Origin of the sequence: Thioclava sp. F34-6, assembly GCF_002213235.1 — a bacterium.
GTDB classification, from domain to species: Bacteria; Pseudomonadota; Alphaproteobacteria; order Rhodobacterales; family Rhodobacteraceae; genus Thioclava; species Thioclava nitratireducens.
On the sequence record NZ_NBOA01000007.1, the window covers coordinates 195,724 to 216,907 of the forward strand.

The following is a 21,184-nucleotide window of genomic DNA, read 5'->3' on the forward strand; positions in this document are numbered from 1 at the left end:
GGGCGCTGCCCCCTCTGTCCTTCGGAAATTCACCCCGGGATATTTACGCCAAGGCGAAAGAGGTAAGCCTTCGCCTTGGCACACATTTTCCGCGGGGGCCTGGGGGCGCGAAGCCCCCAGTCTTTGCCTTCCGTCTCAGCCGGCAGCCAGACGTTTTTCCTCGGCCGCTTTGTAGGCTTTGTCCGAAGGCGCGATGAAGGTGTAGAACATCGGCACCACGAACAGCGTGAACATCGTCCCGATCAGGATCCCCGAAAAGATCACGAGGCCCATCGCCTTGCGTGCCTCTGCGCCCGCGCCTTGCGCGAGGATCAGCGGCACCACCGCCAGCGCCATTGCGGCGGTGGTCATCAGGATCGGACGCAGACGGGTCTGCGCGGCCTTCACGATCGCCTGCCGGCGGGTGAGGCCCGATTGCTCGCGCTGCTGGTTGGCAAACTCGACCATCAGGATCCCGTGTTTCGTGATCAGCCCCACCAGCGTGATCAGCCCCACCTCGGAATAGATGTTGAGCGTGCCCAAGCCGAGGTTCAGCGGCAGCACCGCGCCAAAGATCGTCAGCGGCACCGTCATCATGATGATGAAGGGGTCGCGGAAGCTCTCGAACTGGGCGGCGAGCACCAGATAGATCACCAGCACGGCCGCCGCGAAGGCGATCACGATGGTATTGCCTTGCTGAGTCTCGATCCGAGATTGGCCCGAATAGTTCACGAAGAAGCCGTCGGGCATCACCTGATTGGCGATGTCCACGATCGTCTGCACGCCCTCGCCGGTGGAGCCGCCGGGCAGGGGGAGCGCCGTGATCGTCGCCGCGTTCAACTGGTCGAACTGTTCGATCGAGGCGGCGTTCACGCCGGTGTCGATCTTCACGAGCGATGACAGCGGAATCATCGCACCCGAGGCGGAGCGGACGAAGTAGCGGCCCAGCTCCTCGGGATTCGCGCGGAATTCCTGAGGCACCTGCGGGATGATGTCGTAGCTGTTGGAGTCGCGGTCGAACTGCGCCACCGACGCTTCGCCGACCAACAGCCCCAGCGTCGAACCGATATCCGAGACCGGCACGTTCAGCGCCGCCGCCCGGTCGCGGTCGATCGTGACATTGACCTGCGGGCTGTCGAAGTTGAGTGAGTTCTGTACGACGATGAACTTGCCCGTGGCCTGTGCCTTGTTCTTGATCTCCTCGGCCACCTCGGCGACGCGTTTGGCGGAGTGGATCGACTGGATCACCACCGATATCGGCAGGCCGCCCCCGGTGCCCGGCAGCGACGGCGGCGCAAAAGCGAAGCCCTTCAGGCCGGTCGATTTGCCCAGATCGCTCTGGATCTCCTGCTGGATTTCCTTCTGGCTGCGGGTGCGATCCGCCCAGTCCTTGAGCGCCCAGATATAGATACCCTGAGAGCTGTCGCCGCCGAAGCCCGCGATCGAGAAATCGGTGCGCACTTCGGGGATGTCGGCGGTGTCGCGTCCGACCTGGTCGATATATTTCTGCGTGTAGTCGCTGGTCGCGTAGCGTGGCCCGTTCAGGATCGCGAAGAGCGCGCCGTTATCCTCGTCCGGGGCAAGCTCGGAATTGGTGTTCATCAGCATGAACCCGGTCACGCCCACCAGCGAAACGACGATGAGCAGCGTGATCCCGCGCAGGTCGAGCGAGCCGTCGACGCGCCGTCCGTACCAGCCCGAGAGCCGATCGAAATTGCGGTCGACGAACGCCTGGAAGCCCTTGGACTCGCCATGTTTCAGCAGGCGGCCCGACATCATCGGCGTGATCGTCAGTGCGATGATCCCTGACAGGATCACCGACCCCGCGAGTGCGAAGGCGAATTCACGGAACAGCTGTCCGGTCAACCCGCCGGTGAAGCCCAGAGGCGCGAGCACTGCGGCCAGCGTGATCGTCATCGCGATGACCGGCCCGGTGATCTCCTTCATGCCCCGCACGGCGGCGGGGATCGGTTTCATCCCCTCTTCGATATGTCGGTGGATATTCTCCACCACCACGATCGCGTCATCGACGACGAGGCCGATCGCCAGCACCATTGCCAGCAGTGTGAGAAGGTTGATCGAGTATCCCAGCGCCAGAAGCACTGCGAGCACCCCGATCAGCGAGAGCGGAATGGTCACGATGGGCATCGCCACGGAGCGCAGCGAGCCGAGGAACAGAAGGATCACCACGGTCACGATCGCGACCGCCTCGCCGATGGTCTTGAACACCTCGTGGATCGAGGCCGAGATCGTCTCGGTCGAGTCGTAGACCAGTTCGATCTTCATGCCTTCGGGGAGCGTTGCGTTGATATCGGGCAGCGCCTTGCGCACCGCCGCCGCCGTATCGAGCGGGTTGGCAGCTGGCGTCGGGTAGACGCCGAGGAACGTGCCCTCTTTGCCTTCGAAGGTGACGATCTCGTTCTCGGAGGCCTTGGCGAGCTCGATCTTCGCGACATCGCGGAGGCGCACCACGTCATCGCCCTTGCCGGTGATCGGCAGCTTGCCGAAGGCTTCGGGCGTCTGCAGCGTGGATTGCAACGTGATCGACTGGGCGACGTATTCGTTTTTCGTCTTGCCCGGGGCCGAGAGGAAGTTCGACGCCTGGATGGCGCCCACCACTTCCGACGCCGTGACGCCGCGCGCAGCCAGCTTGTCCGGATCGATCCAGACCCGCATCGCGTAATCGGAGGCGCCGATGATCTGGGTCTGCGCGACGCCCGGAATCGTGGACATGCGCGGACGGATCACCCTGCGCAGATATTCGGTCAGCTGCTCGGGCGTCATGTTGGGGTTGAGCGCCGCGAGATACATCAGCGCGAAGGTCTGGCCGGTGCCCTTCTGGATCACCGGGTCCTTCGCGGCCGACGGCAGTTGGCCCTTCACCTGCTGCACTTTCGAGAGCACCTCGGTCATCGCCGCGTCGGAATTGGACCCGAGCTTCATATGCACCGAGATAACCGAGGCCGAGGGTCGCGACTGGGTGGTGACGTAATCGACGTTTTCAGTGGTCGCCACGGCAGCAGCGAGCGGCGAGGTGATGAAGCCCTGGATCAGTTCGGGCGAGGCGCCGGGATAGGCGGTGGTGATGGTGACCACCGTTTCCTCGACTTCCGGATATTGGCGGACGGGCAGGTTAAAATAGGCCTGCGCCCCCAGCAGGAGCATGAACGCGCCCAGAACCATCGAGAGGACGGGGCGGCGGATGAAGATCTCGGAGATATTCATGGGCTTGGCCTTACTGCGCCTTCGCGCCGTCTGAGGTCGTGTCCGATGAGGCGTCCGACGTGGTGTCCGAGTCCCCCTCCGCGCTGGCGCTCGAGTTGCCGTCCGAAGACGCCTCGGAGTTTGCCGCGGCGTTGCCCTCCATGCCGAAGGCTTTCATCACCTCTTCGGTCGAGGGCGCATCGGGATCGGGCGAAATCGCGTTGTCGATGCTCACCGTCGCGCCGGAGTTCAGCTTGTTCTGACCCGCGTTGACGACCATGTCGCCCGCTTTGAGACCCTTGGTGACTTCGATGAGTTGGCCGGAGCGGCGTCCGAGCGTGATGAAGACCTGCTTGGCGACCAACTGCGGCTTATCCGCGCCTTCGGGGGTCTCCTTGCGCACCACGTAGACGGAATCGCCGTAGAGGTTGGAGCTGACCACGGTCTGCGGCAGGGCGATCACGTTATCCTCTGCGGGCAGCACGACAGTGACATGCACGAACTGGCCGGGCGTCAGCTTGCCTTCGCCATTGGGAACCTCGGCGCGCAGCGTCACGAGGCGCGAATTCGGGTCGATCTTGGGCTCGATCCCGGTGATCTCGCCTTTCAGGTCGACGGAGCCGTCCTCGGTTTGCACCTTGACGGTCTGACCCGCTTCGGCCAGCCGCGCCTGCTGCTCGGACAGGGTGAAGTCGACCCGCATATGATCGCGATCCTGCAGCGTCGCATAAGTGGTGCCGGTTCCGACATATTGGCCGACCTCCACCCGCGGAATGCCGATGATGCCCGCAAACGGCGCTGTCAGGCGCTTCTTCTCGAGCAAGGCCTGGAGCTTCGCGACGCTTGCGCGCGCTTCCTGTGCGCTTGCTTCGGCCTGATCGAGATTGGAGGTGGCGGACACGCCCCGGTCGGCGAGCTGACGCGCGCGCTTGAGATTGGTCTCGGCGAGGTCCTGAGCGGCCTTGGCCGAGGCCAGATCGGCGCGCTCGGAGCTGTCGTCGATCTGCAAGAGCACCTCGCCCTTCTCGACCTTGTCGTTCGCTTCGAAATGAATCGCCTGCACCGTGCCGCCCATTTCGACGGCAAGTTCGGTCCCTTGCACGGCGGCGGCGGTCCCGATCGCCTCGAGGCCCGGCTCCCAGGTGATGGGCTTCACCTCGCTGACCGAAACCGCCACGGGGGGCTGCTTCATATTCGCGAAGAACTGCGCGATCATCTTGGAGCGGAAAAGATTGTAGCCGACGACGCCACCCACCACGAGGATGAGGGCGACGAGAGCGATGAGGAGGCGTTTGATCATTTGGATGTCCCGTCAAAATCCCTGTTTGCGCATGGTTTCGGCCCCGCCGACCGACCCGCGCGCGATTTTTGAACCATTTGGTTCACGTCTGCGCCCTGTCAATACGCGAGCGACGCCAAAAGGATGGGTCACAGTGCCGTGAAGGCAAGGTGGAAAACCGGTGCGGCCAAGCAATACTTGGCGTTTTGTAACGTCAAGATCGCAGAAATCTGATTTTTTCCGCCTCGACCGCCAAAAAACGTGCATTATCTCTACTTGTACCTGCGATCCTGACGGCCCCGCGTCGCTTTGCAGCGGTGTCTGGTTCTAGGAGTTTGCATGGACCCCCTTTCTTTTTTGCGCATCGGTTTCGAGGCCGCGCGGATCGGCGTCGAGGCGCAAGCGGTGATCTCGATGCGGGTCGCGGGGATGATGGGGCTTTGGGATGTTTCCCCGCTCGAATCGTTCCAGATGATGCAGGAAAAGCCAGTGGCGGTTGCGGCGGCGGCAGAGGCTGCAGCTTTCGCGCTGATGCGCGGACAGACGGCAGATCGGGCGATTTCGGCTTCGATGACGCAGATCGGAAACCACACCAGCGCCAACATGATACGATTGTCGCGCCGCGGACCCAGCTGGTTCTGATGGGTTGAGCCGGGCAGGGCCGCCACGCTGGCGCGGCGGCCCCGTAGTCTTCAGGCGGCGCTGTCTTCCTCGACCGCGTCATCGCCTTCTTCGACGCTTGCGGGCGTGACCATGGCCGTCAGGATCGTCGGCATGTCGACCACGCCGATCGGCTTGTTCGCCTTGTCGACAACAGTCGCCATGCGCACCTCGGCATCGGCCATCCGGCGCGCGATCTTCTCGAGCACCGAGCTGGCTTTTACCTTCATCTTCGGCAGCTCGCCTTCCGGCAATGGCATCGCGATGGTCTCGGCCCGGATGACGCGACCCCGGTTCACCTCGCGGACGAACTCGGCGATGTATTCATTCGCCGGGCGCAGCACGATTTCCTGCCCAGTGCCCACCTGATTTAGCGCACCGTCGCGCAGGATCGCGATCTTGTCTCCTAGCCGCAGCGCCTCGTCGAGGTCGTGGGTGATGAAGACGATCGTCTTCTTCAGCTCCGCCTGCAGGTCAAGAAGTACCTTCTGCATGTCCATCCGGATCAACGGATCGAGCGCGGAGAACGCCTCATCCATCAAAAGGATGTCGGCATCGTTGGCCAGCGCGCGGGCTAGACCCACCCGCTGTTGCATGCCCCCCGAGAGTTGGTTCGGGTAGTTGTCCTCGTAGCCCGCAAGACCAACGCGCGCGATCCATTTCTTCGCGATCGGCTCGGACTCCTTGCGGTCGATGCCCTGGATATCGAGGCCGTAGCAGGTGTTTTCCAGCACGGTCCGGTGCGGCAGAAGCGCGAATTTCTGGAACACCATCGCGGTCTCGTGGCGGCGGAATTCACGAAGCTCCTCTTCGTTCATCTTTACCACATCGCGGCCATTATAGAGGATTTCCCCGGCCGTGGGCATGATCAGCCCGTTGATATGGCGGATGAGCGTCGACTTGCCCGAGCCCGAGAGGCCCATGATCACCGAGATCTTGCCCGGCGGCAGGTCGAGGTTGATGTTCTGCAGACCGAGCACATGGTTGTGCTTGTCGTTGAGTTCTTCCTTGCCCATGCCGCCCTGCACGACCTCCACGTAATCTTTGGGGCGCGCCCCGAAGATCTTGTAGAGGTTGCGGATTTCGATGCCCGAGCGGGTCTCGTCCGCTGCGTTTGTCGTCGCATCAGTCATGGCCAGCCTCCGAATGTTTCTGCAGCCGCTTGCCGAACGCCTGGCTTGCGCGGTCGAAGATGATCGCGATCGCGACGAGCGCGAAGCCGTTCAGGAAGCCGATGGTGAAGAACTGGTTGTTGATCGCCTGCAGCACGTTTTTACCGAGGCCGCCGACACCGACCATCGAGGCCACGACGACCATCGCCAGCGCCATCATGATGGTCTGGTTGACGCCCGCCATGATCGTCGGCAGCGACAGCGGAAGCTGGACGCCCCAGAGTTTCTGACGCGGGTTGGCGCCGAAGGCGTCCGCGGCTTCGATGACTTCCTTGTCCACGAGGCGGATGCCCAGATTGGTCAGACGGATCATCGGCGGGATCGCGTAGATCACCACCGCGATCACGCCGGGCACCTTGCCGATCCCGAAGATCACGACGACCGGGATCAGATAGACGAAGGATGGCATGGTCTGCATGACGTCGAGCACCGGCGTCAGGATTTGCTGCATCCGGTCCGAGCGCGCCATCAGGATGCCGATCGGCAGTCCGAGGATGATCGCGATCAGCGTCGCCACGGTGACCATCGCGAGGGTGGTCATGGTGTCCTCCCACAGGCCGAAAATGCCGATGAAGGCAAGGCCCATGGCCGAGCCCATCACGATCTTCGGATTGCGCGAGGCGAACCACACCACGACGAGGATCAGCGCGAAGATGATGAACCACGGCGTGTCCACGAAGGCGTGTTCGAGAGTGTTGAGAAACCATTGAAGCGGCCGCGTGGCCGCGTCGATTTGATCGGAATAGGCGCGGACGATGCCGCGGAACCCGTCGTCGATGCCCATGCGCATGTGGCGTAGGGTGGAGTTGGGAAGGGAAGGGAACTCACAGAGCAGTTCCGGCAAGCCCCAGCATGAAGATGCCATCTTGTTATGTCCTCCGGTCGATTATTTGCGCCGGTTAAAAGAAAGCGCGCGCAAGGCTCCCCTTACGCGCGCCAAAATCTCGGTTCGCCCGCTCAGAGCGCGTCCTCGACCTTCTTGATCACGTCGTCGGAAAGCCACGCTTTCCAGACATCCGGATAGTTCTCGAGGAAGTAGTAAGCGGTGTCCTCGTTGGTGCCTTGGTTGTCGGCCTGCCAAGCGAGGAACTCGCCCACGATCTTGTTCGACCATTCACGCTTGCCAAGGTAGTCCATGGCCACCGCGTTGTTCTGGGCGAACTCCTTGGTCACGACCGTAAACACGTCCGAGGTCGGGTAGGCGTTGGGCTTGGGATCGACGCAATCGGCCTGCGAGTTGCACTCGTCCCAGGCTTTCTTGTCGTTCGGAACACCTGCGTCGAGCTTGACCATCGGGTATTTGCCGAGGATCGCCGTCGGTGCCCAGTAGTAACCCAGCCAGCCCTTCTTGGACTCGTAGGCATTGGCGATCGAGCCGTCGAGGCCCGCAGCCGAACCGGTGTCGACCAGCTTGAAGCCCTTCTCCTCGGCCTTGTGGGCCTTGAAGCGGTTCGCGGTCGAGATCTGGCAGTTCCATCCCGACGGGCAGTTGTAGACGCCACCGATCGACGGCTCTTCGGGATCGGGGAACAGCTCGGGATGCTTCAGCGCATCGTCGACCGTCTTGATCTCGGGGTGCTCGTCGGCGACGTATTTCGGAATCCACCAGCCTTCTTCGCCGCCATCCTTGAGGATTTCGGCGGCGATCACGAGGCGGTCCTCGCTGACGGCCTTGTCGAGCGCGACCTTCACCGCGTTCACCCAAAGCTCGGGCGCGATATCGGGCTCGCCCTTCTCGTTCATCGAGGTGAAGGTGGGCATCGTGTCGCCGGTCACCAGCGTCACGTCACAGCCGTAGCCGTTTTCGAGAATGATCTTGTCGACCCAAGCGGCGACACCGGCCGAAGCCCAGTTCATTTCCGCTTCGGTGACGGAACCACATTCGCCGTCGGCGGCGAAGGCAGGCGCCGAGAAGGTCGCCAGCGGCAGCGCCGTCAGTAGCGCGGCAAGCGCTTTCTTGTTCATACAGGTCCTCCTGTTGTGGCAGCTTTGATTTGAAGCGATCCGCGCGGGCTGCCGCCGTGATACCGGTCGCGATAAGTCCCGGATTTTCCCGGGTTGGAATCCTCATGAAGTCACGCTCACGTGAGAACGCGCGCAGGACTTGCCAAATTCCGACACTTCTATGTCGTAAATAACCAAGTCGAGGCGCGCAACCTTTTCACGGACCTTTCCGGCTCCGTGCGGCGTTACAGCCGCACGAAGAGGTGAAAGCATGACAACCGAGCCCAAGGACTCCGTTTCGTCGGAGAATAACGCGGGGTTTTCCGCCACAGTGAGCCCCGGTGCGGACTCCGCGCTTCCGTCCGGTATAAATCACGGGAAAGACGTTGGAAATTCCGATGCTGACGCCGATTCCGGCGCCCCGCCGCAGCCGAGCGCCGCGCTGCGCCGCGAAGCGGTCGCGCTGATTGCGAACCCCTCTTCGGGGGGCAATGCCAAGGACGAGGAAGCGATCAGCCGCGCGATGGAGGCGCTTGGTGACGGCGCGTCGCTTTATCGATGGTCGCCGGAAAGCGACATCGTGGCGACCGTGCGTAAAGCGCTCGACGAGGGCGCGGAGATGATCGTGGCGGCGGGTGGTGACGGCACCGCGATGGCTGTCGCGGGTGCGCTGGTGGGGCAGGATGTGCCGATGGCCGTACTGCCCCTCGGCACCTTCAACTTTTTCGCCCGAGGTCTGCGTCTCTCCGAGGATCCGGAAGAGGCGGCGCGCGCGATCCGCGAAGGCAAAGCGCACTCGATCCGCGTCGGCGAAGTGAACGGGCAGGTGTTTCTGAACAATGCCTCGCTCGGCATCTACCCGTCGATCTTGAAGGCGCGCGAGGACATCTATGCGCGCTGGGGGCGCCGCCGGATCGTCGCGCATTGGTCGGTGTTCAAGACCTTCCTTCGGTTCCAGCGCCCGATGCAGCTGAAGATTACGGCTGACGGAAAAAAGCTGAGTCGACGCACGGCGCTCGTCTTCATCGCCCGCTCCGCCTATCAGCTCGATTTCTTCGGGCTCGACGGGGCGACCGTGATCAGCGACGACGCCTTCGCGGTGCTCGTGGCAAAGGCGCAGACCCGCCGGGATCTCTTCCGTCTCTCCATGCGCCTTGTGCGCCGCAAGACAAAGCAGGGCGAGGATTACGAGTTGATCCGGGCGAAATCCTTCGAGATCGAAACCGCGCGCCGGCGAGGCCTTCTGGCCTATGACGGTGAGAAATGCCGCGCTGAGAGCCCATTCCGCTTCAAGATGTCCGACGAGCCGCTCTGGATCGTGCTGCCCGCGACGCATGGCGAGACCGAACCCCAAGACGCAACTGCATGACACGTATCGTTCACCTTTCCGACCTGCATTTCGGGCGCAGCCTGCCCGAACTCGAGATGCCGCTTCTTACGGCACTGAACCAGCTCGAACCCGATCTGACGGTGATCTCGGGGGATTTCACGCAGCGCGCCCGGCGCGGTCAGTTCATGCAAGCTCGGATGTTCCTCGAGCAGATCGAGAGTGAGACGCTCTCGGTGCCCGGCAATCACGACACGCCACTCGACAATATCGTTCTTCGGGTGCTCAAGCCCTTCGGGCGCTACAAATCCGCGATCAATCACGATCTCGAACCTGTCTACGAGACCGACGGCTTCAAGGTGGTGGGCGTGAACACGGTCAACCGCTTCGCGTGGCAGCGCGGGAAGGTGCCTGACCGCACGATCTCCCGTCTGTGTCAGGAATTCGAAGAAGCGGGCGAGAGATTGCGAGTCGCAGTGATGCACCATCCGCTCGAACACGGCCCCGAGGTCGACAAGGCTCTCATGGAGGGGGCAGGGGACGCGCTGCAGGGCATGTCGGAATGCGGTGCGGATCTCGTGCTGTCGGGGCATCTGCACACCGGGTTGGTGGCCCCCTTCTCGGCTGTGCCGGGCATACTGTTCGTGCAGGCGGGGACGGGCCTGTCCTCGCGCCTGCGCGGCGAGCCGAATACGTTCAACGTGATCGAAGGGGGGCGCGACGCTCTGTCGATCACGCTTTACGGGGCGCGGGACATGAGCTTCGAGCCGATCGAGAACGAGAGGTTCATCCGCGCCCCGGACGGGACGTGGATCCGGGCCTGATCAGTTCGGCTTGCCGGAAATGTCGCCCCAATCCAGAACGGGGGCGGCGTCGATCTCATGCGCGTCGAGCATCGAGGCGACGCGCTCGAGCGAGGCGATGATCTGCGCCTGCTCCCAATCTTCCAGTGCCTCGAATCGGCGGACGAAGATTTGCTGCAGGGCGTCGGGCGCCTCGTCGATCGCGCTCGCGCCGAGCTCCGTAATCACGATGTCGGTCTGACGGCGGTCCCGTTCGGAGCGCTGACGGGTCACCATGCCCTTGCGCTCGAGTTTGTCGATCAGCGCTGTCATCGTCGCCTGGCTCACGCCCATACGCTGTGCGATGGCCTTGGGGGTCGACCAGCCTTTTTCGGAAATCACCTGAAGCACGCGGAACTGCGCAGGCGTCAGCCCGGCAGCCTTCGCCAGGTCGCGACCGAACATTTCGGTCGCGCGCAGGATTCTACGCAAAGCGATCAGGCTCGTATCGACACGCTCCATCAGGCGGCGGGCCCCTTTTTTATCAAGACGACCCAGTATCGCAGAGAGTTCTGTGTTCTGCAATTGCTTGGCTTTGCTAAGCTTATTTCGTTCGCTTCTACTCATTTGCTTTGTCATACTAACGGTATTTAGGGCTTATAAGCAAGAATATAAGGCTGTAAGCGGAACTTTTCCGGGTTCCATTAGTTAGGTGGTTGAAATTTTCGACTACATGAACTACTTAGGCTACCGAAGCAAACGAGAGGAAAGAGCTGTGCCGCAAGTCGAGTCGATCAAGAAGGGTTCTGAACTGGTCTTCCGTAAGCCGGAGTCCGAAGACGGCAGCGAAATCTGGAAGCTGATCCGCCGTTGCAAGCCGCTTGATGAAAATTCGATGTATTGCAACCTTCTGCAGTGCGATCACTTCGGGGACACCTGTGTCCTCGTGGAGCGCGAAGGCGAGGTCGTCGGCTGGATTTCGGGCTACATCGCCCCGTCCGAGCCGGACACGTTCTTCGTGTGGCAAGTGGCTGTTTCCCCCGACGCGCGGGGGCTGGGTCTTGGCAAGCGTATGCTGCGCCACCTCGTCCAGCGCGACGTCGCCGAAGACTGCACCAAGTTGAAGACGACCATCACTAAGAGCAACGAAGCCAGCTGGGCGCTCTTCCGTTCCTTCGCCCGTTCGATGGGCGGCGAGCTGACCGATGAGGCGCACTTCCACGAAGAAGACCATTTCGACGGCCACGCCTCGACCGAACATATGGTCACCATCACCTTCCCCGAGGAGGCGCGTGCTGCCGCCTGATCTCAGGCCGCGCACCCTCCTCTTTCCCCCAATTCTACGGAGTCCCCCATGACCGTTCATTCGACGGATAAGACGATCTTTACCCAACGCGAATCTGAAGCCCGCTCCTACTGCCGCGGCTTCGATACGGTTTTCACCAGCGCGCAAGGCTCGGAGCTGACCGACGCCGAGGGCAACACCTATATCGACTTCCTCGCCGGTTGCTCGTCGCTGAACTACGGGCATAACGACCCGGACATGAAGCAGGCGCTGATCGAGCACCTGACCGAGAACAAGATGGGCCACGCGCTCGACCTGCACACCGACAGCAAGGGCAAGTTCCTGCGCGCCTTCGAGGAGCATATCCTCGCCCCGCGCGGCATGGACCACAAGCTGATGTTCGTCGGTCCGACCGGCGCGAACGCCGTCGAAGCCGCGATGAAGATCGCGCGCAAGGCGACTGGCCGCACCAACATCATCACCTTTACCAACGGCTTCCATGGCGTGACCATGGGCGCTCTGGCCGCGACCGGTAACGGCTATCACCGTGGCGGCGCCGGTATGGACACGCATGGCGTGACCCGCATGCCCTATGACGCCTATGCCGATGGCGTCGATTCGGTCGCGCTGCTCGACCAGATGCTTTCGGACGCCTCGGGCGGGATCGACGCTCCGGCGGCGATCATGCTGGAGACGGTTCAGGGCGAGGGCGGCCTCAACGCCGCAAGCCCGGAATTCGTGAAAGGCGTCGAACAAGTCGCCCGCAAGCACGGTGCGCTGTTCATCATCGACGACATTCAGGCAGGCTGCGGCCGCACCGGCACCTTCTTCTCCTTCGAGGAGATGGACGTGATGCCGGACGTCGTGACCCAAGCGAAGTCGATCTCCGGCTTCGGCATGCCGATGGCGCTGGTTCTGGTGCGTCCCGACTACGACGTGTTCGGCCCGGCCGAGCATAACGGTACCTTCCGCGGCAACACCCATGCCTTCGTGACCGCCACCGTGGCGATCGAGAAGTTCTGGGCCGACGACAAGTTCCAGAAGGAACTGGCCGTGAAATCGGACGTCCTGCGTGAAGGTCTGGCCGCCGTGGCCGATCTCGTGCCGGGTGCCTTCCTCAAGGGCCGGGGCCTGATGCAGGGTGTCGATGTCGGCACTGGCGAGCTTGCGTCGGCGATCTGCGGTCGCTGCTTCGAGAAAGGTCTCGTGATCGAAACCTCGGGCAATGACGACCAGGTCGTGAAGGTTCTCGCACCGCTGACCACGCCGATAGAACAATTCCGCAAGGGGCTGGAAATCCTGCGTGAAGCCGCCACCGAGGTGACCGGCGAACGCACGGACATCGCGGCGGAATAATCCGCCGCCCCCTCCCCGGCGATCCAACGAATTCAAATACGGAGAAACGATCATGATCGTTCGTGATTTCAACAAGCTCAAGAACACAGACCGCGACGTGTCCGATGCCGACTGGAGCAGCGTTCGCATGCTGCTGGCCGACGACAAGATGGGCTTCAGCTTTCACATCACCACGCTGAAGGCCGGTTCGGATCACACGTTCCACTACAAGCACCATTTCGAAAGCGTGTACTGCATCTCGGGCAACGGCCACATCACCGAGCTCGACAACGGCACGCGCCACGAAATCAAACCGGGCGTGATGTATGCGCTTAACCTGCATGACCATCACCGCCTCGTCGCGGGGGACGAAGACCTCGTCATGGCCTGCTGCTTCAACCCTCCGGTGACCGGTAACGAGGTTCACCGTGAAGACGGGTCGTACGCGCCGGCCGAAGAACTGGAAAATTCGTAAGGGGGCCAAATTGACCCACCAGAATCACACGGTCGAAAAGATTGGCGGCACCTCCATGAGCCGCGTGGACGAGTTGCTCGACACGCTGTTCATCGGAGACCGCAAGGGCGCCGATCTCTATAACCGCATTTTCGTCGTCTCGGCGTTCGGTGGCATCACCGATCTGCTGCTCGAACACAAGAAATCGGGCGAGGCGGGCGTCTATGCGCAATTCGCAAAGGCCGACAGCGAACATGGCTGGCACGAGGCGCTGAGCCGCGTGTCCACCGCGATGATCGAAGCCCATGAGAATGTGCTCAAGCATCCCGGCGACATCGCGCAGGCGACCGAGTTCGTCCGCGAGCGCACCGAAGGCGCGCGCAACTGCCTGATCGACCTGCAGCGCCTGTGCTCCTACGGGCACTTCCGGCTCTCGCAGCATATGCTGCAGATCCGCGAATTGCTGTCGGGTCTGGGCGAGGCGCACTCCGCTTTCGTCACTACGCTCTTGTTGCAGCGCAACGGCGTGAACGCACGTCTCGTCGACCTGTCCGGTTGGCGCGACGAGACCGATCACGACCTAGAAGGCCGGATCATGGGTGCGATGAAGGACATCGATCCGAAATCCGAGCTTCCGATCGTGACGGGCTATGCGCAATGTGCCGAAGGCTTGATGCGGGAATTCGACCGTGGCTACTCCGAAGTGACCTTCTCCAAGCTCGCAGCCCTCACCGGCGCGCGCGAGGCGATCATTCACAAGGAGTTCCACCTGTCTTCCGCCGACCCGAAGCTGGTGGGCGAGGGCAAGGTGCGCAAGCTGGGTCACACGAACTACGACGTGGCCGACCAGATGTCGAACATGGGCATGGAGGCGATCCACCCGAAGGCCGCCAAGACCCTGCGCCAGGCGGACGTTCCGCTGCGTGTCACCAACGCGTTCGACCCGGGCGATCCGGGCACGCTGATCGACGACAAGCCCGCCAAGGAAGCGGCGGTCGAAATGGTGACCGGCCTCGATATCATCGCGCTCGAAGTGTTCGAACAGGACATGGTCGGCGTGAAAGGCTACGACGCCAAAATCCTCGAGGTGCTGACGCGCCACGACGTTCGTATCGTGTCCAAGGCCTCGAATGCGAACACGATCACCCATTACGTCGATGCCCCGATCCGTGTGCTGCAGCGCGTCGAGAAGGATCTTTGCGAGATTTATCCTTCGGCGGAAATTTCGGCCCGGATGCTCTCGATGGCCTCGGTCATCGGGCGTGACCTGAGCGGTCTCTCGGTACTGACCCGTGGACTGCAGGCGATCGCGAAAGCGGATATGGAAAGCCTCGGCGCCACGCAGGGCCCGCGGAATGTGGACGTGCAATTCGTCCTCGAACGGGACGATCTTAAGCCCGTGATCAAGGCGCTCCACGAGGAGTTCATCCCGGAAGAAAGCGCCCTCAAGCAAGTTGCGTGAAAGACCTGACGCCAACTTTGTATTAAGCCCGTGCGGAACTCCGCGCGGGCTTTTTTCATTGAGCCTGCGACATCCCGCCACGCTGCGACGTTTGAACCATGGCCCGGCGGTTGCCGTACCCTCGGGTAAGTCTAGTTCTTATCACGTAACGTGCAGAAACGCGGACGACCATGAGCATATTCGACATACCGACACTCGATCTGGCGCGGGCGCAATTCGCCTTCGTCGTCGCGGCACACATCGTCTTCCCGGCCTTCTCGATCGGCACGGCGAGCTACCTGATGGTGCTGGAAGCCCTGCGGATGATCACCGGCAAACAGGTCTACCAGCGAATTTTCGAGTTCTGGAAACACATCTTCGCGGTGGTCTTCGGGATGGGTGTCGTCTCGGGCGTCGTGATGTCCTACGAGTTCGGTCTGAACTTCGCGCATTTTTCCGACAAGGCGGGCCCGGTGATCGGGCCGCTGATGGGCTACGAGGTGATGACGGCCTTCTTCCTCGAGGCCGGTTTCCTCGGGATCATGCTGTTTGGCCGCAACCGGGTGAACAAGTGGATCTACATGTTCGCGGTCACGATGGTCGCGGTCGGCACCTTGATCTCGGCCTTCTGGATTCTCTCTGTGAACAGCTGGATGCAGACGCCGCAGGGCTTCAAGATCAACGATGTCGGCCAATTCATTCCGACCAGCTGGCTCGAGGTGATCTTCAATCCCTCGCTGCCCTATCGTTTCGTGCACATGGTGCTGGCGGCCTATCTCACGACCGCGCTCGTCGTGGCGGGTGTCGGCGCGTGGCATCACATCCGGGGCAATGCGGACGATGCCGTGCGCACCATGTTCCGCATGGCGATCGGGATGATCCTCGTGACCGCACCGATCCAGATCTTTGCCGGCGACCAGCACGGGCTCAATACGCTCGAACATCAGCCTGCCAAGATCGCGGCGATGGAAGGGCATTGGGAGACCAGCAAGGGTGCCGGGCTGATCCTCTTCGGCATCCCGAACCCGAGCAAGGAGCGCACCGATTACAAGATCGAGGTGCCCTATGCGTCCTCGCTGATCCTGACCCACTCGCTCGATGGCGAGGTGCCGGGCCTCGGGGACTTCCCGCCGAATGAGCGCCCGCCGATGACGATCGTCTTCTTCACCTTCCGGATCATGGTGGGGCTCGGCTTCGCCTTCGCCGCGATCGGGCTCTGGGGCGGCTGGCTGATGTGGCGCAAGCGCCTGCATGAGCCGGGCCTGTTCCATAAGGTGGCGCTGGTCTTCGCGCCGGGCGGCTTCCTCGCGATCATCATGGGCTGGTTTACCACCGAATTCGGCCGCCAGCCCTACACCATCTACGGTCACTTCACGACGGCGGAGTCCGTGTCCTCGCTGACGGCGGGGCAGGCCTGGGCCGCGCTGATCGGGTTCGTCGTGGTCTATGCCTTCCTCTTCGGTTCGGGCACCTTCTACCTGCTGCGGCTGATGCGGCGCGGACCGGAAGGTGCCGAGCCGGTGGAGAACACGCCGCAGCGCGCAGGCGGCGTGGCGGGCGCGATGCTCGCCAATGATGTGACGACCGAGAAAGAGGGGGCCCACGCATGACCGGCTTTGCGCATTACCTGCCCGACATCTGGGCCGCGATCATCGCCTTCGCGATCCTGACCTACGTGGTGCTCGACGGGTTCGATCTCGGCATCGGCATCCTGTTTCCGTTCCTCGGCTCCGAGGAGAACCGCACCCGCGCGATGAACTCGGTCGCCCCGGTATGGGACGGCAACGAGACATGGCTGGTGATGGGCGGCGGCGGTCTGCTTGCCGTCTTTCCGCTGGCCTACGGGATCATCCTGAACGCACTTTATATCCCAATCGTCATAATGCTGCTCGCGCTCGCGTTCCGGGGTGTGGCCTTCGAGTTTCGTGGCAAGACCCGGCGCTGGCAGCGGCTGTGGGACCGGGCGTTCTTCGGCGGCTCGCTCGTCGCGACGCTGGCGCAGGGCGCGATCCTCGGCGGGCTGCTGCGCGGCCCCGAAGTGACCGACCGGACCTTCACCGGCGGCCCGTTCGACTGGGTGAGCTTCTTCTCGCTCGGCACCGCGCTGGCGCTGGTGGCGGGCTACGTGATGCTGGGGGCGGCCTGGCTGGTCATCAAGACTTCGCACCGGCTCTATGATCTGGCGCGCCGGATCGGGGAGCGCGCGCTGATCGCGACGCTGGGGTTCATCGGCCTCGCTTCGCTCGCCACCCCGTTCCTGCATCCGGAATATTATCACCGCTGGTTCCAATGGCCGGGCGTGATCTGGAGCGCGGTGGTGCCGCTTCTGCTGCTCGTGGCGGGCTTCGGCTACTGGACGGCGATCCGCTCGGACCGAGGCGTCGTCGCCTACCTGTCGGGGATCGCTATCTTCGTGCTGTGTTTCGCGGGACTGGGACTGTCGATCTTCCCCTATATCGTGCCCGCCTCGATCACCATCCGCGAGGCCTCCACACCGGCGATGTCGCAGGGCTTCATCCTCGTCGGCGCGGCGATTTTCCTGCCGATCATCCTTGCTTATACGGCCTATGCCTACTGGGTGTTCCGCGGCAAGACGTCCGAGCATGAACATCACTACTGAGTGAGGCGCGAGAACCGCTGGAACCGGGGGCGCAAACGCTTGGTTGGGTCTGCGTGATCCATATCCCGCGTACAGATTTCATGCCCGACGTTTTCCATATGTCGCCTTCAGCCGGTAAGTCCGGCCTACGCGCGTCCCTCGGGGCGCGCGTGCTCGTATCTGCGCGGACCAAAACCGGAGGAGCTGCGCGCCATGTCTGACAAGCTAGATAAACTTCCCGAAGAAAGCGGCCCGTCGGGCGGGTGGGGCTCGTTGAAGGGTATCGCCCGGATCTTCGGTGAATCCTGGCCTTCTTCGCCTGACGTGCTGCGCGAACTCGAGCGGCAGAACAAGCCGGGCGGCTTCATGTGCGCCTCCTGCGCCTTCCCGAAACCTGCCAATTACCACCCGTTCGAATTCTGCGAAAACGGGGCGAAGGCGACGCTCTGGGAGATGACGAAATCGCGCCACACGCCCGAGTTCTGGGATGATCATACGGTTGCGGAACTCAAGGACTGGCCCGATCACGAGCTGGAAAAGACCGGCCGCCTGACCGCGCCGATGCGCTACGATCGCGCCTCCGACCGCTATGTCGAGGTCAGCTGGGACGAGGCCTTCGCCGAGATCGGTTCGATCGTGAAGGGGCTGCCGAAGAAAGAGGTCGTATTCTATTCCTCGGGCCATGCCGGGCTGGAAGCGAGCTATCTCTGGGCTCTGATGGCGCGCGCCTACGGCAACAACAACCTGCCGCAAAGCTCCAATATGTGCCACGAGACGACTTCGGTCGGCCTCAAGAAGGTGATCGGCTCGCCGGTCGGCACCATTCTCTGGGAAGATCTCGAAGAGACCGACTGCTTCTTCTTCTTCGGTCAGAACCCCGGCACCAACTCGCCGCGTTTCCTGCATCCGCTGAAGGCGGCGAAGGATCGCGGGGCGAAGATCGTCACTTTCAATCCGGTGAAGGAACAGGGGCTCGTCAGCTTCGTCGATCCGCAGAACCTCTACGACATGGCACGGGGTCACGAGACGAAGATCTCCGACCAGTATCACCAGTTGAAGGCAGGCTCGGACATCGCGGCGCTGACCGGCCTGTGCAAGGCGGTGCTCGAAGAGGACGAGAAAGCCCAGGCGCAGGGTCGCCCAGCGGTCGTCGACTGGGAGTTCCTGAAAGAGCACGCGATCAATTACGACGAGTTCCTGACCTTCTGCCGCACGACGTCGTGGGAACAAATCACCGAGGAATGCGGGCTGTCCGAGGCCGAGCTGCGGCAGGCGGCGGATGTCTACATCCACGCCCAGAAGGTCATCGGCGTCTATGGCATGGGGCTTACTCAGCACGCGCATGGGGCGACCAATATCGGGATGCTGGTGAACTTCCTCGCGCTGCGCGGCAATATCGGGCGCAAGGGCGCGGGGTGCTGCCCGGTGCGCGGCCACTCCAACGTTCAGGGCCAGCGTACGGTGGGCATCGCCGAAAAGGCGAAGCTGATCCCGATGGACAAGCTGCGCGAGCTCTACGATTTCGAGCCGCCGCAGGAAGACGGTTTCCACATCGTCGACGCCGCGCAGGCGATGCTGGAGGGCAAGGTCTCGGCTACCTTCTCGCTCGGCGGCAACCTGGTTCGCGCGCTACCCGATAGCGACCGGATCGAAGAAGCGTGGCCGAAGCAGAAGCTCACGGTGATGATCTCGACGAAGCTCAACCGTTCCCATCTCTATCCGGGCGAAGTGGCTTATATCCTCCCCTGTCTGAGCCGGTCGGAAAAGGACGAGCAGGAAACGGGTAACCAATACGTCTCGGTCGAGGACAGCTTTTCGATGATCCATGGCTCTCTCGGCAAGGGTGCGCCCGCGTCGGACAAGCTGAAATCCGAGCTGGCGATCACCTGTAGCATCGCGAAGGCGATCTGCGAGCCTAACCCGAAGCTGAAATGGGACGAGTGGGTGAAGGACTACTCCCAGGTCCGCGACCTGATCGAGGCGACCTACCCGGACGACTTCCGCGGCTTCAACGAGCGGCTGAACGAGCCGGGCGGGTTCTGGCGCGGCAATCCGGCGCATGATCGCATCTGGAAGACCGAGAGTGGCAAGCTGGAGTTCACGACGCCGTCCAAGCTCAACGCGCTGGGGTTCGACGACAAACTGGGCCGCTACCGGATGATCACGATGCGCTCCAACGACCAGTTCAACACCACGATCTACGGCTATTCGGACCGCTTCCGCGGGATCGAGGGGACGCGTGACGTGCTCTTGATGAACAAGATCGACATGGCCGATCTGGGGCTCGAGCACGGCGACCCTGTGGTTGTCCATGGCGACATGGATGATGGGGTCGCACGCAGCAAGACCGGGCTGAAGGTCGTCACGTTCGAGCTGCCGCGCGGCACGGTCGGGGGCTATTACCCCGAGTGCAACGTGCTGGTGCCGGTGGGGCTCAATGACGAGCTGTCGAAGACGCCCGGCTCCAAGGGCGTCCCGGTGCGTATCGAGAAAGCCTAAGCGGGAACGGCGGCGGGGCGACGGCTGTCGATCCACGCGATGGCAAGGAAGACAAGCCCCGCCGCTGCCAGCCCCGCACCGACATAACCTGTGGCGGTCCAGCCATAGCCTTCCGCCAGCGCGATCCCGGCAAGAAACGGCCCGATCGCGTTGGCGAGATTGAAGGCCGCGTGATTGAGGGCAGCGGCGAGCGTCTGAGCCTCGCCCGCGACTTCCATCAGCCGCATCTGCATCGGGATCACCATCCCGGCGGTCGAGCCGAGCGCGACCATCGCCACCGACATCGCGACCCAGTTGCCAATGGTGAAGGTGTAGAGGATCGACATCACCATCATCCCGCAAAGCAGGATCACCCCCGCGCCGAAGCGCGACCAATCAGAGAGCTTGCCCGAAATCCAGTTGCCCAGCGTGCCGCCCACCCCGAAGGCGGACAGTGCCACAGGGATCGTCCAGGCGGGGCCTGCCTGCGTGTCGATCATCGCCGCTGACAAGTAGGAATAGACCGCGAAGATGCCGCCGAAGCCGATCGAGCCTACAAGAAGCGTCAGCCAGACCGAGCGATTGGCCAGAGCACCGAGCTCGCGCATCGGGCTGGCGTTCGGATCGCGCGGTGTCGCAGGGGCGACGCGCGCGATCATCAGGGCCGAAGCCGCGCAGATCACCGCCACGATGGCAAAGCCCCAGCGCCAGCCGAAATTCTGGCCGATCGCCCCCGCCAGCGGCACGCCCACGATATTCGCGATCGTCAGGCCGGAGATCACCATCGCGATGCCCTGCGCGCGTTTGCCTACTGGCATCAGGTCAGCGGCGAACAGCATCGCCATCCCGAAATAGGCCCCATGCGGCAGGCCCGAGGCGAAGCGCGCCGCCATGAAGCTATCCATATTCGGTGCGAACCCGGCCAGCAGGTTCGCCACCGCATAGAACCCCATCAGCCCGATCAGGAACTGCTTGCGCGGGATTTTCGCGCCGATCACCGCCAGAAGCGGCGCGCCGATCACGACGCCAAGCGCATAGGCCGAGATTGCATGACCGGCCCGCGCCTCGGTGATCCCGAAATCGGCCGCGTAATAGGGCAGCAGCCCCATGGACGCGAATTCGATCACGCCGATACCGAAAGTGCCAAGGGCCAGCGACAGGATCACGGCCCGCGCGTGGCGGGGTTCGAGCGTCATGGTAGTCTCCGAAAATAGGCGTGTAGCGCGAGTATCAGCCCCGTGACTT

Annotated in this window: 17 protein-coding genes; 10 read left to right on the top strand and 7 right to left on the bottom strand. The window is 62.7% G+C overall.

Annotated elements, in window-relative coordinates; translation table 11 throughout:
* Positions 1–135: 135 nt before the first annotated feature.
* Together B6V72_RS15915 and B6V72_RS15920 are read right to left on the bottom strand one after the other, a co-directional pair.
* Entirely contained in the window at positions 136–3,204 is a 3,069-nt protein-coding gene (locus B6V72_RS15915) for an efflux RND transporter permease subunit (RefSeq protein WP_075775927.1), read from the bottom strand.
* Positions 3,205–3,214: 10 nt separating this feature from the next.
* Entirely contained in the window at positions 3,215–4,483 is a 1,269-nt protein-coding gene (locus B6V72_RS15920) for an efflux RND transporter periplasmic adaptor subunit (protein ID WP_088725626.1), read from the bottom strand.
* A gap of 318 nt (positions 4,484–4,801) precedes the next feature.
* Between B6V72_RS15920 and B6V72_RS15925 the strand changes: the two genes are divergently transcribed.
* The gene (locus B6V72_RS15925) at positions 4,802–5,104 is read left to right on the top strand and encodes a hypothetical protein (protein WP_075775929.1); all 303 of its coding nucleotides are present in this window, start codon (positions 4,802–4,804) and stop codon (positions 5,102–5,104) included.
* A gap of 50 nt (positions 5,105–5,154) precedes the next feature.
* On the opposite strand, the gene B6V72_RS15930 is transcribed toward B6V72_RS15925, so the two are convergent.
* From B6V72_RS15930 to B6V72_RS15940, 3 genes are all read right to left on the bottom strand, one after another.
* Positions 5,155–6,255, bottom strand: coding sequence for a glycine betaine/L-proline ABC transporter ATP-binding protein (locus B6V72_RS15930; protein ID WP_088720348.1), 1,101 nt, complete (start codon positions 6,253–6,255; stop codon positions 5,155–5,157).
* The gene (locus B6V72_RS15935; protein WP_075775931.1) at positions 6,248–7,159 is read right to left on the bottom strand and encodes a proline/glycine betaine ABC transporter permease; all 912 of its coding nucleotides are present in this window, start codon (positions 7,157–7,159) and stop codon (positions 6,248–6,250) included. Before B6V72_RS15935 ends, B6V72_RS15930 begins: the two co-directional genes overlap by 8 nt.
* A 92-nt stretch (positions 7,160–7,251) precedes the next feature.
* On the bottom strand, positions 7,252–8,259 hold the full coding sequence (locus B6V72_RS15940; protein WP_075775932.1) for an ABC transporter substrate-binding protein: 1,008 nt from the start codon (positions 8,257–8,259) through the stop codon (positions 7,252–7,254).
* Positions 8,260–8,509: 250 nt separating this feature from the next.
* Here B6V72_RS15940 and B6V72_RS15945 point away from each other — a divergent pair, with 250 nt between their 5' ends.
* Positions 8,510–9,607: a diacylglycerol kinase family protein gene (locus B6V72_RS15945; protein WP_088735989.1), complete on the top strand. Its 1,098-nt coding sequence runs from the start codon at positions 8,510–8,512 to the stop codon at positions 9,605–9,607.
* The gene (locus tag B6V72_RS15950) at positions 9,604–10,389 is read left to right on the top strand and encodes a metallophosphoesterase family protein (RefSeq protein WP_088735990.1); all 786 of its coding nucleotides are present in this window, start codon (positions 9,604–9,606) and stop codon (positions 10,387–10,389) included. The genes B6V72_RS15945 and B6V72_RS15950 overlap by 4 nt, the downstream gene beginning before the upstream one ends.
* Here the strand turns inward: B6V72_RS15950 and B6V72_RS15955 are convergent, their stop codons facing one another.
* The gene (locus B6V72_RS15955) at positions 10,390–10,869 is read right to left on the bottom strand and encodes a MarR family transcriptional regulator (protein WP_075775934.1); all 480 of its coding nucleotides are present in this window, start codon (positions 10,867–10,869) and stop codon (positions 10,390–10,392) included.
* Positions 10,870–11,122: 253 nt separating this feature from the next.
* On the opposite strand from B6V72_RS15955, the gene ectA reads away from it, so the two are divergent.
* From ectA to B6V72_RS15990, 7 genes are all read left to right on the top strand, one after another.
* Positions 11,123–11,653 carry a diaminobutyrate acetyltransferase gene (gene ectA / locus B6V72_RS15960; protein ID WP_240497741.1) on the top strand — a complete coding sequence of 177 codons (531 nt, stop codon included), beginning with the start codon at positions 11,123–11,125 and terminating at the stop codon, positions 11,651–11,653.
* 48 nt (positions 11,654–11,701) lie between these two features.
* Positions 11,702–12,988, top strand: a complete 1,287-nt coding sequence (gene ectB / locus B6V72_RS15965) for a diaminobutyrate--2-oxoglutarate transaminase (RefSeq protein WP_088735992.1) — start codon at positions 11,702–11,704, stop codon at positions 12,986–12,988.
* 52 nt (positions 12,989–13,040) lie between these two features.
* A complete protein-coding gene (locus tag B6V72_RS15970; protein WP_075775937.1) occupies positions 13,041–13,442 on the top strand; it encodes an ectoine synthase in 402 nt (133 codons plus the stop codon).
* Positions 13,443–13,452: 10 nt separating this feature from the next.
* Positions 13,453–14,883 carry an aspartate kinase gene (locus B6V72_RS15975; protein WP_075775938.1) on the top strand — a complete coding sequence of 477 codons (1,431 nt, stop codon included), beginning with the start codon at positions 13,453–13,455 and terminating at the stop codon, positions 14,881–14,883.
* Positions 14,884–15,053: 170 nt separating this feature from the next.
* Positions 15,054–16,472 carry a cytochrome ubiquinol oxidase subunit I gene (locus B6V72_RS15980; RefSeq protein ID WP_075775939.1) on the top strand — a complete coding sequence of 473 codons (1,419 nt, stop codon included), beginning with the start codon at positions 15,054–15,056 and terminating at the stop codon, positions 16,470–16,472.
* A complete protein-coding gene (cydB, locus tag B6V72_RS15985) occupies positions 16,469–17,482 on the top strand; it encodes a cytochrome d ubiquinol oxidase subunit II (RefSeq protein ID WP_088735993.1) in 1,014 nt (337 codons plus the stop codon). Before B6V72_RS15980 ends, cydB begins: the two co-directional genes overlap by 4 nt.
* A gap of 192 nt (positions 17,483–17,674) precedes the next feature.
* Positions 17,675–19,960 carry an FdhF/YdeP family oxidoreductase gene (locus B6V72_RS15990; RefSeq protein WP_088735994.1) on the top strand — a complete coding sequence of 762 codons (2,286 nt, stop codon included), beginning with the start codon at positions 17,675–17,677 and terminating at the stop codon, positions 19,958–19,960.
* Here the strand turns inward: B6V72_RS15990 and B6V72_RS15995 are convergent.
* On the bottom strand, positions 19,957–21,135 hold the full coding sequence (locus B6V72_RS15995; protein WP_088722961.1) for an MFS transporter: 1,179 nt from the start codon (positions 21,133–21,135) through the stop codon (positions 19,957–19,959). The two genes, B6V72_RS15990 and B6V72_RS15995, sit on opposite strands and share 4 nt — an antisense overlap.
* Positions 21,136–21,184 lie beyond the last annotated feature (49 nt).

What these genes read in the sequence shown, in the direction of transcription:
- B6V72_RS15915 (WP_075775927.1), bottom strand. Translation starts at nt 3,204, where the DNA reads ATGAATATCTCCGAGATCTTCATCCGCCGCCCCGTCCTCTCGATGGTT.
- B6V72_RS15920 (WP_088725626.1), bottom strand. Translation starts at nt 4,483, where the DNA reads ATGATCAAACGCCTCCTCATCGCTCTCGTCGCCCTCATCCTCGTGGTG.
- B6V72_RS15925 (WP_075775929.1), top strand. Translation starts at nt 4,802, where the DNA reads ATGGACCCCCTTTCTTTTTTGCGCATCGGTTTCGAGGCCGCGCGGATC.
- B6V72_RS15930 (WP_088720348.1), bottom strand. Translation starts at nt 6,255, where the DNA reads ATGACTGATGCGACGACAAACGCAGCGGACGAGACCCGCTCGGGCATC.
- B6V72_RS15935 (WP_075775931.1), bottom strand. Translation starts at nt 7,159, where the DNA reads ATGGCATCTTCATGCTGGGGCTTGCCGGAACTGCTCTGTGAGTTCCCT.
- B6V72_RS15940 (WP_075775932.1), bottom strand. Translation starts at nt 8,259, where the DNA reads ATGAACAAGAAAGCGCTTGCCGCGCTACTGACGGCGCTGCCGCTGGCG.
- B6V72_RS15945 (WP_088735989.1), top strand. Translation starts at nt 8,510, where the DNA reads ATGACAACCGAGCCCAAGGACTCCGTTTCGTCGGAGAATAACGCGGGG.
- B6V72_RS15950 (WP_088735990.1), top strand. Translation starts at nt 9,604, where the DNA reads ATGACACGTATCGTTCACCTTTCCGACCTGCATTTCGGGCGCAGCCTG.
- B6V72_RS15955 (WP_075775934.1), bottom strand. Translation starts at nt 10,869, where the DNA reads ATGGAGCGTGTCGATACGAGCCTGATCGCTTTGCGTAGAATCCTGCGC.
- ectB (WP_088735992.1), top strand. Translation starts at nt 11,702, where the DNA reads ATGACCGTTCATTCGACGGATAAGACGATCTTTACCCAACGCGAATCT.
- B6V72_RS15970 (WP_075775937.1), top strand. Translation starts at nt 13,041, where the DNA reads ATGATCGTTCGTGATTTCAACAAGCTCAAGAACACAGACCGCGACGTG.
- B6V72_RS15980 (WP_075775939.1), top strand. Translation starts at nt 15,054, where the DNA reads ATGAGCATATTCGACATACCGACACTCGATCTGGCGCGGGCGCAATTC.
- cydB (WP_088735993.1), top strand. Translation starts at nt 16,469, where the DNA reads ATGACCGGCTTTGCGCATTACCTGCCCGACATCTGGGCCGCGATCATC.
- B6V72_RS15990 (WP_088735994.1), top strand. Translation starts at nt 17,675, where the DNA reads ATGTCTGACAAGCTAGATAAACTTCCCGAAGAAAGCGGCCCGTCGGGC.
- B6V72_RS15995 (WP_088722961.1), bottom strand. Translation starts at nt 21,135, where the DNA reads ATGACGCTCGAACCCCGCCACGCGCGGGCCGTGATCCTGTCGCTGGCC.